11 protein-coding genes are annotated in these 14447 nt (G+C 69.4%); 6 read left to right on the top strand and 5 right to left on the bottom strand.

Going from position 1 to position 14447, the window contains the following annotated elements:
• Window positions 1–379: 379 nt before the first annotated feature.
• The 5 genes from ADL34_RS29330 to ADL34_RS29350 all read left to right on the top strand — a co-directional run bounded on the left by ADL34_RS29330 (window position 380) and on the right by ADL34_RS29350 (window position 6668).
• The gene (locus tag ADL34_RS29330) at window positions 380–1411 is read left to right on the top strand and encodes an ABC transporter permease (protein ID WP_062668661.1); all 1032 of its coding nucleotides are present in this window, start codon (window positions 380–382) and stop codon (window positions 1409–1411) included.
• 123 nt (window positions 1412–1534) lie between these two features.
• Window positions 1535–3331 carry an ABC transporter substrate-binding protein gene (locus ADL34_RS29335; RefSeq protein ID WP_062668662.1) on the top strand — a complete coding sequence of 599 codons (1797 nt, stop codon included), beginning with the start codon at window positions 1535–1537 and terminating at the stop codon, window positions 3329–3331.
• Between the two features lie 114 nt (window positions 3332–3445).
• Window positions 3446–4423, top strand: a complete 978-nt coding sequence (locus ADL34_RS29340; RefSeq protein WP_062668663.1) for an ABC transporter permease — start codon at window positions 3446–3448, stop codon at window positions 4421–4423.
• Window positions 4424–4433: 10 nt separating this feature from the next.
• Window positions 4434–5495 (top strand): ABC transporter ATP-binding protein, encoded by a 1062-nt coding sequence (locus ADL34_RS29345; protein ID WP_062668664.1) that lies wholly within the window; start codon window positions 4434–4436, stop codon window positions 5493–5495.
• Between the two features lie 27 nt (window positions 5496–5522).
• On the top strand, window positions 5523–6668 hold the full coding sequence (locus ADL34_RS29350) for an ABC transporter ATP-binding protein (RefSeq protein ID WP_062668665.1): 1146 nt from the start codon (window positions 5523–5525) through the stop codon (window positions 6666–6668).
• 76 nt (window positions 6669–6744) lie between these two features.
• Here the strand turns inward: ADL34_RS29350 and ADL34_RS29355 are convergent, their stop codons facing one another.
• The 5 genes from ADL34_RS29355 to ADL34_RS29375 are packed head-to-tail and all read right to left on the bottom strand — an operon-like array spanning window position 6745 to window position 12504.
• Window positions 6745–7722, bottom strand: coding sequence for an ABC transporter ATP-binding protein (locus ADL34_RS29355; protein ID WP_079034195.1), 978 nt, complete (start codon window positions 7720–7722; stop codon window positions 6745–6747).
• The gene (locus ADL34_RS29360) at window positions 7719–8693 is read right to left on the bottom strand and encodes an ABC transporter ATP-binding protein (protein ID WP_062668667.1); all 975 of its coding nucleotides are present in this window, start codon (window positions 8691–8693) and stop codon (window positions 7719–7721) included. Before ADL34_RS29360 ends, ADL34_RS29355 begins: the two co-directional genes overlap by 4 nt.
• Window positions 8690–9628, bottom strand: a complete 939-nt coding sequence (locus tag ADL34_RS29365) for an ABC transporter permease (RefSeq protein WP_062668668.1) — start codon at window positions 9626–9628, stop codon at window positions 8690–8692. The genes ADL34_RS29360 and ADL34_RS29365 overlap by 4 nt, the downstream gene beginning before the upstream one ends.
• The gene (locus tag ADL34_RS29370; RefSeq protein WP_062668669.1) at window positions 9625–10677 is read right to left on the bottom strand and encodes an ABC transporter permease; all 1053 of its coding nucleotides are present in this window, start codon (window positions 10675–10677) and stop codon (window positions 9625–9627) included. Before ADL34_RS29370 ends, ADL34_RS29365 begins: the two co-directional genes overlap by 4 nt.
• Before the next feature lie 3 nt (window positions 10678–10680).
• Window positions 10681–12504 (bottom strand): ABC transporter substrate-binding protein, encoded by a 1824-nt coding sequence (locus ADL34_RS29375; protein ID WP_062668670.1) that lies wholly within the window; start codon window positions 12502–12504, stop codon window positions 10681–10683.
• 314 nt (window positions 12505–12818) lie between these two features.
• On the opposite strand from ADL34_RS29375, the gene ADL34_RS29380 reads away from it, so the two are divergent.
• Window positions 12819–14441, top strand: a complete 1623-nt coding sequence (locus ADL34_RS29380; RefSeq protein ID WP_062668671.1) for a peptide ABC transporter substrate-binding protein — start codon at window positions 12819–12821, stop codon at window positions 14439–14441.
• Window positions 14442–14447 lie beyond the last annotated feature (6 nt).

Raw genomic sequence — 14447 nt, forward strand, 5'->3', positions numbered from 1 at the left:
GCGGCTTTCGGGACCGGAATGGGACCGGAAGGTGTCGTGTGCCTCTCTTTGCGGTGAACCAGCGGATTCATGAGGAGGAACCCATGCGAGGTGCCACAAGCGCCATATGGGTCGCGTCGTCCCCGATGGCAGGTGTAGGCCCCGCGGGTGCGCTCAGTGCCGTCACGGTGGTTGCGTTCGCGACGCGGCGTCGCGAACTTCCTTGACGACTCGTTCCGTTGGCCGGCCTCCAGCCGGTCGCGAGCCAGGGTTCCCCCAGGGGCGGCCGACGCCCCTCCGTCGTTGTTCCCCCTCGCGCGCTGCGGATACGTACGCCGTGCGAAGGCTGCCGGGCCAGTGTTCCTCCCCGGTGACCTCCAACCTGTGAAATGGACGAATCATGACGAGTCCAATCGAGCTTGAGGGTGTTGACACCTCCTCCGCCTTGGACAAAGAGAGCGCGTCACCGAGCAAGGCCGAGGAGCCGAAGAAGCTCGCGGGGCGCAGCCCCAGCCAGTTGATGTGGGCGCGGTTCAAGCGCGACCGGACCGGCGTGGTGTCCGCTTTCGTCGTCCTGTTCTACTTCCTGATCGCCGCAGCCGCGCCGCTGATCTCGATGGTCTACGGCAAGGACCCGTACACCCTGTACGGCCAGGACAGGCCCGAGCTTCTGGACATGTTCACCATGCCCGCGAAGCCCGTCGGCGGTATCGACGGAGAGTTCTGGTTCGGCATCGAGCCGGGCCTCGGCCGTGACGTCCTCACGCAGCTGGTCTACGGCATCCGGACCTCGCTGGCCACCGCCCTCGCCGCGACGATCATCATGACGATCCTGGGTGTGCTGCTCGGACTCGTCGGCGGCTACTTCGGCGGCCGTATCGACTACTGGCTCGGCCGGGTGACCGACTTCTTCATGGCGCTGCCGAGCCAGCTGTTCTTCGTCGCCGCGATGCCGGTCATCACCACGGTGTTCGTCGCCCCCGACGAGGAGACGCCCACCTATGTGCGGACCTGCGCGATCATCATCGTCCTGTCCTTCCTGGGCTGGATGAGCATGGCGCGCATCGTCCGCGGCGCCACGCTGTCGCTGCGCGACCGCGAGTTCATCGAGGCCGCCCGGATCTCCGGTGCCTCGCCCTGGCGGATCATCCGCAAGGAGCTTCTGCCCAACATCGTGACCCCCACGCTGGTGCAGGCCACCCTGACGCTGCCCAGCACGATCCTCAGCATCGCGTTCCTGTCCTTCGTGGGCGTCGGATACGTCGAACCCACCCCGGACTGGGGTCGGATGTTCGCCATCGGCGCCAACATCGTCGAGCAGGACCCGTACTACATGCTCTTCCCCGGCATCGCCATGGTGATCTTCGTCGTGGCGTTCAACCTCCTGGGCGACTCGGTACGGGACGCCTTCGACCCCAAGACGGGACGCTGACCCTCCCCGGGTTGTCTCCCACCCTCCCCCCACACCCCGCTCGGTCGGCCCCCGGCGCCGTACGGCACCGTCCCGGCCCAGTATCAGCAGTGCTCACTACTCACAGGCAGGTGGATCGTCTCCATGAGCATCTTCCGTAACCGCGCCGCTTCGGCCGCCATAGTCGCGGTCGCCGCGGGCGCCCTGACCCTCACCGCCTGCGGCGGGGGCGGCGGTGGCTCCAGCAAGGACAACAGCAAGACCAAGGACGATGCCAAGGCGCAGTCCAAGCCGGTGCAGATCGGTGACGCGAAGGCGTCGACCGGTCCGGCTCCCGAGGTCCCGGGCGCCAAGCCCGGCGGCGTGGCGACCGTGTACCAGGAGGCCGACTTCTCCCACCTGGACCCGGGCCAGATCTACGTCTCCGACGGCAAGCTGCTCAGCCGTCTGATCTTCCGCGGCCTGACCCAGTACGACGAGGACGACCAGGGCAACCTGACCGTCGTGGGCGACCTCGCCACCGACGCGGGCAAGGTCTCGGACGGCGGCAAGACCTGGACCTACACCCTCAAGGACGACCTGAAGGACGAGAACGGCAACCCGATCAACTCGGCGGACATCCGCCACACGGTCGAGCGCCTGTACGCGTCCTACATCACGGACGGCCCGACCTACCTGCAGCAGGCGCTGTCGGGTGCCGGCACCACCTACCGCAAGGCCTACCCGGGTCCGGACAAGGGCAAGCACCTGCCGAAGACCGTCCTGGACACCCCGGACGACAAGACGATCGTCTTCCACTTCAAGGAGGCCCAGGTCGACCTCCCGCAGATGCTGACCATGCCCGGTTACAGCGTCGTGCCCGAGGAGACGGACACCAAGGAGAAGTACGACAACGACCCGGTCGCCCTGGGTCCGTACAAGATCGCCGACTTCAAGCCCGGCAAGTCCATGAAGCTGGTCAAGAACGACAAGTGGGACCCCAAGTCCGACTCCGTTCGCCACCAGTACGTCGACGGCTTCGACATCGAGATGAACCACGATGACGAGGACCAGACCAAGACGCTGCTCGCCGACCAGGGCGGGGCCAAGAACGCCATGATGTTCACCGGCCAGGTCGCCACCACGCAGCTGCAGCAGGTCGTGGGCAACAAGGCCGCGATGAAGCGCACCATCCAGGGCTACGCGCCGTACGTGTGGCAGCTCAACTTCAACCTTGACCGCGTCAAGGACAAGAAGCTGCGCGACGCCATCACCCTCGCGCTGCCCTCCGCCTCGGTCTTCAAGGCCGACGGTGGCGCCTACGGCGGCGAGGTCGCCAACTCCCTGATGTCGCCCACCACCCCGGGCTACGACGAGGCGTTCGACCCGTTCAACCGCAAGGGCAAGCCGAACGGTGACATCGAGGCCGCGAAGAAGCTCATCAAGGAGGGCGGCTTCGAGGGCAAGAAGCTCGTCTACGCCTACGGCAACACCCCGGTCCGCCAGCAGCAGGCCGTGCTGATCGCCACCGCCCTGGAGAAGATCGGTCTCGACATCCAGAAGAAGGAGATCGACTCCGCCACCTGGTACGAGCAGGTCGGCAAGGTCAAGAACGGCTACGACCTGTACATGACCGGTTGGGGTCAGGACTGGCCGTCCGCGTCCACCGTCTTCCCGCCGCTGTACGACGGCAACGCGATCCAGGACGGTGCGTCGAACTACTCGCACATCAACGACCCGAAGGTCAACTCGGAGATCGCGCGGATCGCGAAGATCACTGACACGACCGAGGCCACCAAGGCCTGGGCCGAGCTGAACGAGTACATCTCCAAGGAAGTCAACCCGGCCGCGCCGATCTACTACACCAAGGTCTTCCAGATCTTCGGTTCGAACATCGGCGGCATCCGCTACAGCTCCGACTCGAGCTACGTGGACGTCACCCGCGTCTTCCTGAAGAAGTAACCCGCACGGTCGGGGCGACGGTGGTGGGCGCGCGGCGGAGCGCCCACCACCCGTCCCCCACCCCTCTGCCAGACCCCTCTCCGATTGCCGCCGTCCTGAGAGCAGCTGCCTGCCATGCTTCAATTCCTCATCCGCCGGACATTCGGCGCGGCGCTGATTCTGCTGTTGATCAGTGCGTTCACGTTCTTCATGTTCTTCGCCATCCCGCAGGACCCGGCCACTCTGGCCTGTGGAAAGAACTGCACTCCGGACGCGCTGGCGATCATTCACAAGAACCTCGGCCTCGACAAGCCGGTCACCGTCCAGTACTGGACGTTCCTCGTCGGCATCTTCGCCGGCCGTGACTTCGCCGTCGGCCACTGTGCCGCCCCCTGCTTCGGCGTCTCCTTCGCCAACAACCAGAACGTCTGGGACACGATCGTCGACCGCTTCCCGCTGACGCTGTCGCTGACCGCCGGAAGCCTCATCGTCTTCCTCTTCCTCGGCCTCGGCGCCGGCCTGCTGGCCGCCAAGAACCGCGGCACCTGGATCGACAAGCTGTTCAGCTCCGGCTCGCTGGTCGTCAGCTCCCTGCAGATCTACTTCCTCGGCCCGCTGGTCCTGCTCGCGCTCGTCTACAGCACCGGCTGGCTCGACAAGCCGAAGTACGTGCCCTTCTCCGAGGACATCGGCGGCTGGTTCATGGGCCTGCTGATCCCCTGGGTCGTCATGGCGACCATCTTCACCGCCAACTACACACGTATGAGCCGCTCCTCGATGATCGAGCAGCTCCAGGAGGAACACGTCAGAGCCGCGCGTGCCAAGGGCATGTCGGCCAACTACACGTTCTTCCGCTACGCGTGGCGCGGCTCCCTCATCCCGATCGTCACCATCCTCGGCATCGACCTGTCCTCCCTGCTCTCGGGCGGCATGGTGACCGAGCTGACGTTCAGCCTGGCGGGACTCGGCCGGCTCGCCCTCGACTCCGTGACCAACAAGGACCTGCCCATGCTGATGGGCGTCATGCTGGTCAGCGCCGCGCTCATCATCGTCTTCAACCTGATCGTGGACGCCTTGTACGCCGTCATCGACCCGCGCGTGCGCCTGTCCTAGGAGAACCACCGTGACCACTCAGACCAAGCCCGAAGAGGCCGCTGCTCCCGCCTCGGGGGACGCCTTTCTCTCGGTGCGCGACCTCAAGGTCCACTTCTCCACCGAGGACGGCATCGTCAAGGCGGTGGACGGGCTCTCCTTCGACCTCGAGCGCGGCAAGACCCTCGGAATCGTGGGCGAGTCCGGTTCCGGCAAGTCCGTGACCAACCTCGCCGTCCTCGGTCTGCACAACCGCAAGACGACGACGATCGACGGCTCCATCACGCTGGACGGCCAGGAACTGACCGACGCCGGCGAGAAGAAGCTGGAGACGCTGCGCGGCAAGAAGATGGCGATGATCTTCCAGGACGCGCTGACCGCCCTGTCGCCCTACTACACGGTGGGCCGGCAGATCGCCGAGCCGTTCATGAAGCACACCGGCGCCTCCAAGCGGGACGCCCGGGTGCGTGCCATCGATCTGCTGGAGAAGGTCGGCATTCCGCACCCGCAGCAGCGCGTGGACGACTACCCGCACCAGTTCTCCGGCGGTATGCGCCAGCGCGCCATGATCGCCATGGCGCTGGCCTGCGACCCGGACCTGCTCATCGCGGACGAGCCGACCACCGCGCTCGACGTGACCGTGCAGGCGCAGATCCTCGACCTGCTCAAGGACCTGCAGCAGGAGTTCGGCTCCGCGATCATCATGATCACCCACGACCTCGGCGTGGTCGCCAACATGGCGGACGACATCCTCGTGATGTACGCCGGCCGGGCCGTGGAGCGCGGCTCGGTGCGCGAGGTGCTGAAGGCGCCTCAGCACCCGTACACCTGGGGCCTGCTCGGCTCGATGCCGCGGCTGTCCTCGAGCGTCGACGAGCCGCTGCTGCCGATCCCCGGCTCGCCGCCGTCCCTGCTGAACCCGCCGTCGGGCTGCCCGTTCCACCCGCGGTGCGCGCACACCGACAAGGTGCAGGGCGGGCTGTGCGCGGGGGAGCGGCCGGCGCTCGCCGCCGGGCGTGCCGCCGCCTGCCACCTGACGGGGGAGCAGCGGCAGCAGGTCTTCATCGACACGATTCAGCCCCGGCTGGGCTGAGCGGAAACCGGCGACTGGGGCATCACCATGAGCGACAAGAACAACACGACCACGGCGGTCGCCGACGCCGTCCCGCAGCAGCGGGGCAGCGACGAGGCACCGCTGATGAAGGTCAGCGGACTGACCAAGCACTTCCCGATCAAGGGCGGCTTCCCGATCCGGCGCACCGTCGGCCACGTCAAGGCCGTCGACGGCGTGGACTTCGAGGTCTACCCGGGCGAGAGCCTCGGCCTCGTCGGTGAGTCCGGCTGCGGCAAGTCGACCACCGGTCGGCTGCTGACCCGGCTCTACGAGCCGACCGCGGGCACCATCGAGTACAAGGGCCAGGACATCAGCCGGGCCGATCGCCGCAAGCTGGCGCCGATCCGGTCCGAGATCCAGATGATCTTCCAGGACCCGTACGCGTCGCTGAACCCGCGGCAGACGGTCGGCACGATCATCTCCGGCCCGATGGAGATCAACGGGATCAACCCTCCCGGCGGCCGCGAGAAGCGCGTCCGTGAGCTCCTGGAGATCGTCGGTCTCAACCCGGAGCACTACAACCGCTTCCCGCACGAGTTCTCCGGCGGTCAGCGCCAGCGCATCGGCGTCGCGCGGGCCATCGCGCTGGAGCCGAAGCTGATCGTCGCCGACGAGCCGGTCTCGGCCCTCGACGTGTCGATCCAGGCCCAGGTGGTGAACCTGCTGCAGGAAGTGCAGCGGGAGATGGGCATCGCGTTCGTCTTCATCGCCCACGACCTGGCGATCGTCCGGCACTTCTCGGAGCGCGTCGCGGTCATGTACCTCGGCAAGATCGTCGAGATCGCCGACCGTGACTCGATCTACAACGGCCCGCGGCACCCGTACACGCACGCGCTGCTGTCGGCCGTCCCGGACGCGGACATCGACGCCACGAAGCGGGAGCGCATCCGCCTCGCCGGTGACGTGCCCTCGCCGATCGAGCCGCCGTCCGGCTGCCGGTTCCGCACCCGGTGCTGGAAGGCGACGGAGAAGTGCGCCACGGAGGAGCCGCCGCTGCTGCGCATCGAGGGCAGCAAGCCCGGTCACCTGACCGCGTGCCACTACCCGGAGGACCCCACCATCGCGGACCGGGGCGAGGACGTCGTCCTGGACGCCGGCCTGAAGGCCCTGGAGGGCGCCTCCGACAGCGACGGGCCGGTCGGCAAGAGCTGACACCGTCCCACGCCGACCCACGAGGACCGGGGTGCGAGCGCCGCAGCAGGCGCCCGCACCCCGGTCCTCGTACGTCTCAGGCCCTCGTGGCCGCCCGTGCCCAGTGACAGGCCACCTGGGCGTGCGCCCCGCCGTCGAGGATCTCCGGGTCCTCGGTGCGGCAGGCGTCCGCCACCCCGGCCCGGTCCGCCTCGCCGCTCGCCAGCACCGGGCAGCGCGCGTGGAAGCGGCAGCCGGCCGGCACCCGTGACGGGTCCGGCGGTTCGCCGCTGAGGATCACCGGCGTGCCCGGTGCCTCCGGGAGGACCGACAGCAGCGCCCGTGTGTACGGGTGCTGTGGTGCCGTCAGGACCTGCTCGACGTCCCCGGTCTCCACGATCCGGCCCAGGTACATCACCGCCACCCGGTCCGCGATGTTCCACGCCAGGCCCAGGTCGTGCGTCACGACCAGCGCGGACAGCCCGAGTTCGGCGCGCAGCCGCAGCAGCAGTGCCAGGATCTCCCCGCGCACGGAGGCGTCCAGGGAGGCCACCGGCTCGTCGGCGACGAGGAGTTCGGGGGCGAGGACCAGGGCGCCGGCGATGACCACGCGCTGGCGCTGCCCGCCGGACAGCTCGTGCGGGTAGCGCAGGAAGAACCGCTCGGGGGGCCGCAGTCCGGCCCGGGACAGCGCCTCGGCCACCGCCGTGCGCTCGTCGCCGGTGTGCCCGTGGATGCGCAGGCCCTCCGCCACCGCCTCGTACACGGTGTGCCGGGGGTTGAGGGAGCCCGTCGGGTCCTGGAGGACCAGCTGGGCGCGGCGCCGGTACGCCTTCAGGGCGCGCGCGTCGGGCCGTACCTCCTTGCCGTCGAAGACGACCCGTCCCCGGGTCGGCCGGACGAGCCCGAGCAGGGCCCGGGCCAGGGTCGTCTTGCCGCAGCCCGACTCGCCGACCAGGGCGACGATCTCCCCGGCCCCGATGTCCAGTTCGACGCCGTCCACCGCGCGGGCGGGCGGGCCGCCGTGCCGGCCGGGGAAGGTGACGTGCAGTTCTCGCGCGCTCAGCAGGCTCATGTTCCGCTCCTCGCGTCCTGGGCCGCGCCCACGTGCACACACGCCGCCCGCCGCCCGGTGCCCGACACGCGCAGCGCCGGGTCGTCGACCGCGCAGGAGTCCAGCGCGACCGGGCAGCGGGGGTGGAAGGCGCACCCGGGGGGCAGCGCCGACGGGTCCGGCGGGTCGCCCGGCAGGCCGCGCGGGGCGAACCGGGAGGCGGGGTCGCCGATCCTCGGGAACGCCTCCGACAGCGCCCGGGCGTAGGGGTGATCGGCGTTCTCGTACACCGTGCGCGCCGGTCCCTCCTCGACCACCCGGCCCGCGTACATCACCGCCATCCGGTCGCAGGTCTCCGCGAGGACGGCGAGGTCGTGGCTGATGGCGATGAGCCCGAGCTCCTGCTCGGCGACGAGCCGTTCGATGAGCCGCAGGATCTGCGCCTGGATCATCACGTCCAGCGCGGTCGTCGGCTCGTCGGCGACGACCAGGCGGGGGTCGCAGGCCAGCGCCATCGCGATCATGACACGCTGGCGCTGCCCGCCGGACAGTTCGTGCGGGTACGCCGAGGCCCGCGCCCCCGGGAGCCCCACCTGTTCCAGGAGCTCGCCGGTGCGCCGCCGGGCGGCGGCCGGGGTCGCCCGGCGGTGCAGCAGGATCGGTTCGGCGATCTGGTCCCCGACGCGGTGCACGGCGTTCAGCGAGTGCATCGCGCCCTGGAAGACGATCGACGCCCCGGCCCAGCGCACCGCGCGCACCCGGCCCCACCGCATGGTGAGGACGTCCTCGCCGTCCAGCAGGACCTCGCCGCCGACCCGGGTGCCGGCGGGCAGCAGCCGCAGCAGGGCGAGCGCGAGCGTCGACTTGCCGCACCCCGACTCCCCGGCGATGCCGAGCTTCTGCCCGGCCTCCAGGCTCAGGTCGACCCCCCGTACGGCGGCCGCGCCGCCCGGGTAGGTCACCTCCAGGTTCCGGACCTCGAGCAGTGTCAACGGGCCACCCCCAGCCTGGGGTTGAGGACGGACTCCACCGCGCGCCCACAGAGCGTGAACGCCAGCGCGACACCCGCGATGGCGAGGCCGGGCGGCACCAGGTACGACCAGTTCCCGGAGCTGACCGAGCCCGCCTCCCGGGCGTCCTGGAGCAGCCCGCCCCAGGACACGACGGTCGGGTCGCCCAGCCCCAGGAAGGCGAGCGTCGCCTCGGCGAGGATGGAGGAGGAGATCATCAGCGTCGTCTGGGCGAGCACCAGCGGCATCACGTTGGGCAGGACGTGCCGCACCATGATGTGCCGGTGCCCGCCGCCCAGCGCCCGGGCACGCTCGATGTAGGGCCGGGCCTCCACGGCGAGGGTCTGCGCCCGCACCAGCCGGGCCGTCGTCGGCCAGGACGTCACGCCGATCGCCAGCACGACCGTGCCCAGCGAGCGGGACATCACGGTGGCCAGCGCGATCGCGAGGACCAGCGTCGGCATCACCAGGAACCAGTCGGTGATCCGCATGACCACGGTGGCGTAGGCGCCCTTGAAGTGGCCCGCCGTGATCCCGACCAGGGTGCCGATCGCCACGCACAGGGCGGCCGCGAGCAGCCCCACGAGCAGGGACACCCGCGACCCCCACACCACCAGGCCGAGCAGGTCTCGCCCGAACCGGTCGGTGCCCAGCCAGAACTCACCGCTGGGGGTCTCCAGCGGCTGTCCGGGCGCCCCGGTCACGCTGGACACGTCGGAGCCGACGGTGAGCGGGGCGGTCAGGGCGACCAGCGCGAACAGGGCGAGCGCGGCGAGCCCCACCAGTCCGGCCCGGTGGGTGCGGTACTCCCGCCAGAAGCGGGCGGCGGACGCGCGGCGCCGGCGGCGGGCGAGCGTCCGCGGACCGGGCGCCTCGGGAGCGCCGTCCTTCACGGGCTCCCCGGTCCCGGCCGTCATCGGCCCACCCGGGGGTCGAGCAGCGGGTACACGAGGTCGGCCAGGGTGTTCATGACGATCACCGTCCCGGCGAAGAAGAGGAACAGGCCCTGCACCAGCGGCAGGTCGGGGACGCTCAGCCCCTGGTAGAACAGTCCGCCGAGCCCCGGCCAGGAGAACACCGTCTCGACCAGGATGACGCCGGCGACCGTCCGGCCCAGATTGACGAAGACGAGGGTGACGGTCGGCAGCAGCGCGTTGGGCACGGCGTGCCGGCGGCGCACCTGGTCGTCCCGGAGCCCCTTGGCGCGGGCGGTCGTCAGATAGTCGCCGCCCATCTCGTCCAGCAGCGCGGACCGCGCGACCAGCAGGGTCTGGCCGTACTCGACCGCGACCAGCGTGACGACGGGCAGGACCAGGTGGTGGGCGACGTCGAGGACGTGGGCGAAGCCCTCCTCGCCGCCGGACTCCATGCCGCCGGTCGGGAAGAGACCGGGGACCGGGCCGATGCCGACGGAGAACACGATGATCAGCAGCAGGCCCAGCCAGAAGGACGGCACGGAGTACAGGGTCAGCGCCAGCCCGGTGTTCAGCCGGTCGCCGAGCCCGCCGTGCCGCCAGGCGGAGCGGGTGCCCAGCACGATGCCGAGCAGGGTGTAGAGGACGAACGCGGTGCCGGTGAGGATCAGCGTGTTGGGCAGCGCCTCGGAGATCTTGTCGACGACGGGTGTGTGGAACTGGTACGACGTCCCGAGGTCGCCGGTGAGCGCCTTGCCGCAGTACTCGGTGAACTGCTGCCACAGCGGCAGGTCGAGACCGAACTCACGTCGGTAGGAGTCCAGTTGCTCGGCCGACACGGGCCGCCCGCCGGTCATGGTCTTCACCGGGTCGCCGGGGATCAGCCGGAACAGGAAGAACCCGGTGACGAGCACGGCGAACAGGGAGACGGCGGCGCCGGCCACCTTGCCCGCGCCGTAGCGCAGATAGCGCGTGGTGGTGCGCGCCCGCGGTCCGGGGACCGCGGGCGCGGCGGCCTCGACGGCCGCGGTGAGGGGTGCTTCGGCGGTCATGGGCTACTCGCGGTCCTCTGCGGTGGACCGCCGCCGCAGCGCGAGGAACGCGCCCGCGCCGACGAGCACGACGACACCGGCGACGATGCCGACGACGACCCCCGTCGAGTCCGAGCCGCCGGAGTCGCCCGTGTCCGCCGGGGTGGCCGACCACCAGCTCCAGTAGCCGTCCTGCCCGTAGATGTTGCCCGCCTTCTTCGGCATCGTGGTGATCGAGGCGATCTGGTCGGTGCGGTAGGCCTCGACGGCGTTCGGGTAGGCCATGACGTTCATGTAGCCGAGGTCGTACAGCCGGGACTGCATCTGCTTGACGAGGTCGGCGCGCTTGACCGGGTCGTACTCGGCGAGCTGCTTCGCGTACAGCTCGTCGTACTGCTTGTCGCAGATGAAGTTGTCGGTGGCGCCCGTGTCCTTCGGGGTGGCGGGCAGCGCCCCGCAGGTGTGGATCGACATGACGAAGTCGGGGTCGGGGTTGACGGACCAGCCGTCGAACGCGAGGTCGTAGGTGCCGGCCAGCCAGGGGTCGGTGACGTTGTCCACGCAGTTCAGGGAGACGCCGATGCCGAGCTCGCCCCACCACTCCTGGAGGTACTGGCCGATCGCCTTGTCGTTGGGGTCGGTGGCGTGGCACAGCACCCGGTAGTCGAGCGGCTTGCCGTCCTTGCCGACGCGTTTGCCGTCACCGTTCTTCTTGTAGCCGGCCTCGTCGAGGAGTCTGGCCGCCTTCGCGGGGTCGTAGGCGAGTTCCTGGCCGTCCGACGGCTTCCAGAAGTAGGAATCGAAGCGCGGCGGTATGTATCCCTCGCCCTGCACGGCGTAGCCCTGGAAGACCTTGTCGACGACGGTCTTGCGGTCGACGGCCATGAACAGGGCGTGCCGCACCCGTTCGTCCTTCAGGGACGGGTCGCCGTCGCCGAACGTCTCCCCGTTCTTCGCCCGGGCGCCGGGGTTGACGGCCAGGGCGTAGAAGCGGCGGCCGGGGGCGTCGTTGACCTTGATGTTCTTCTCGCTCTTGAGCGAGGACGCCTGGGCGGGCGTGAGCGCCGGCGATCCGGAGACGAAGGAGACCTCGCCCTTGCGCAGGGCGGCGACCGCCGCGTCCTGGTCCTTGTAGTAGCGGAAGACCAGCTCGTCGAACTTGGGCGCCCCGCGCCAGAAGTCCTTGTTGGCCTTCAGCCGCACATAGCTGTCGGGCTTGTAGTCGGTGAGGATGAATGGCCCGTTTCCGACGATGGGGAAGTTCTTGTCGTTGTTGAACTCGGAGTAGTCGTCGACCTTCTCCCAGACGTGCTTCGGCACGATCGGCACGTCCAGCGCCGTCATCGTGGCCTGCGGCTTCTTCAGCTCGATGACCAGTTCGGTGGGGCTCGGGGCGGTCACCTTGCGGAAGTTGGCGACGAAGCTGCCGTTGGCGGTCGCCGCGTCCGGGTCGGTCATCATCGTGTTGAACGTCCAGGCCGCGTCCTCGGCCGTGGCCCGCTCGCCGTCCGACCACGAGGAGTCGGAGCGGATCGTGTAGGTCCAGGTCAGCTTGTCCGGCGACGACGTCCACTTGGTGGCGAGGGCGGGGACGGCACGGGCGTCCTCGGCGTCGTAGTTGGTGAGGTACTCGTACGTCAGCCGGTGGATGCTGGTGCTCAGGAGCCGCTGGGCGAGGAACGGGCTCAGTGAGTCGACGCTCTGTGCGACTGCGACGGTGAGGACCTTGTCGCCGTCTGCGGCCGCCGCCTGCTGCGGCACCAGCCCGGCCGTAAGGATCAGGGCGCCGGCTCCGGTGGCGGCGGCCAGTCGCCGCCGCGCTCTGCCGTGCTGCTGAGAAGTACTCATGTGTGACCTCGCGTCATCGCTTGCAGAGGGACGGCCTGTTGGACTGTCAGCGCGTTCATGCGCACGTCAACGGCGCATGAAACCCCATGTGGCCTGCGGAAACAACGAAGTGATGAGATTGAGACAGCCACTGGTCCAGACCGCTGAAGAGTCCCTGGTGGCGGCCTGACGCCCTGACGGGGACCGTGCGGCCGAACGGGCCAACCCCTTCCCCGGATGGCCTCCGTGCGCATGCGCGCAGCCCGCGCGGCTGCCGATAGTGGCTGCCAGGGCATGGCGTCGACCCGGGCGCCGCGGTCACGAGGAGGCACCCGATGCGCGCAGCCAGCTACGCCAGATGGGCCGCGGGCGCGATGGCCGTTGCGCTCGCGACGACGGCCTGCGGAGGCGGCGCCGACGCCGGGGAGGGCGGCGCGGTGCTCAGCTCCTCCTGGACGGACCCGCAGAACCCGCTGGAGCCGGCCAACACCAACGAGGTGCAGGGCGGCAAGGTGCTGTCCATGATCTTCCGCGGTCTGAAGCAGTACGACCCGAAGACCGGCGAGGCGAAGAACATGGTCGCCGAGCGCATCGAGACGTCCGACTCGCAGCACTACACGATCACCCTCAAGGACGGCTGGACGTTCAGCGACGGCGAGAAGGTCACCGCGAAGTCGTTCGTGGACGCCTGGAACTACGGGGCGAGTCTGGAGAACAACCAGAAGAACGCCTACTTCTTCAGCTACATCGAGGGCTACGACCAGGTCCACCCCGAGCAGGGCGGGCAGCGCGCGAAGACCATGTCAGGACTGAAGGTCGTCGACGAGCGGACCTTCACCGTCACGCTCAGCCAGAAGTTCTCCGGGTTCCCGGACACCCTCGGCTACAACGCGTTCGTCCCGCTGCCGCGCGCGTTCTACCAGGACCACGCGGGCTGGCTCGCCAGGCCCGTCGGCAACGGGCCGTACACCGTGCAGGCGTACACCAGGGGCTCGGAGATGCGGCTGGTGCGATGGGACGCCTACGCCGGGCCCGACGCGGCCCGCAACGACGGCGTCACGCTGAAGGTCTACACCGACAACAACACCGCGTACACCGACCTGATGGCCGGCAACCTCGACCTCGTCGACGACGTGCCCGCGCAGCAGCTGAAGAACGTCCGCGCCGACCTCGACGGCCGCTACCTGAACACCCCGGCCGGCATCATCCAGACCCTGTCCTTCCCGCACTACGACAAGCGCTGGACCGGGCCGGGCGCGGACAAGGTCCGCAAGGGCCTGTCCCGGGCCATCGACCGCGAGCAGATCACCCGGACCATCTTCCAGGGCACCCGCACCCCGGCCACTGACTGGACGTCACCGGTGCTCGGCGCCGAGGGCGGCTACAAGGCGGGGCTGTGCGGGCAGTGGTGCGAGTACGACGCCGCCGCTGCCCGGAAGCTGATCGAGGAGGGCGGCGGGCTGCCCGGCGGCCAGGTCAAGATCACGTACAACGCGGACACCGGTTCCCACAAGCTGTGGGTGGACGCCGTCTGCAACTCCATCAACAACGCCCTGGACGACGACAAGGCCTGCGTCGGCAACCCGATCGGCACCTTCGCCGACTTCCGCGGCAAGTCCACCACCCAGAAGCTGGCCGGGCCGTTCCGGGCGGGCTGGCAGATGGACTACCCACTGACCCAGAACTTCCTCCAGCCGCTCTACTACACCAACGCCTCCTCCAACGACGGCAAGTGGTCCAGCAAGGAGTTCGACCGGCTCGTCGACCGGGCGAACGCCGAGACGGACCCCGCGCAGGCGGTGAAGCTGTTCCAGCAGGCGGAGGAGGTCGTCCGCGACGAGATGGCGGCCATCCCGCTCTGGTACCAGAACGGCAGCGCCGGCTGGTCCGAGCGCCTGTCGGACGTGACCCTCAACCCGTTCAGCGTCCCCGTCTACGAACAGATCAAGGTCGGCTGAGCCCGC

The sequence above is a fragment of the Streptomyces sp. NRRL WC-3605 genome (genome assembly GCF_001509795.1).
GTDB classification, from domain to species: domain Bacteria; phylum Actinomycetota; class Actinomycetes; order Streptomycetales; family Streptomycetaceae; genus Streptomyces; species Streptomyces viridochromogenes.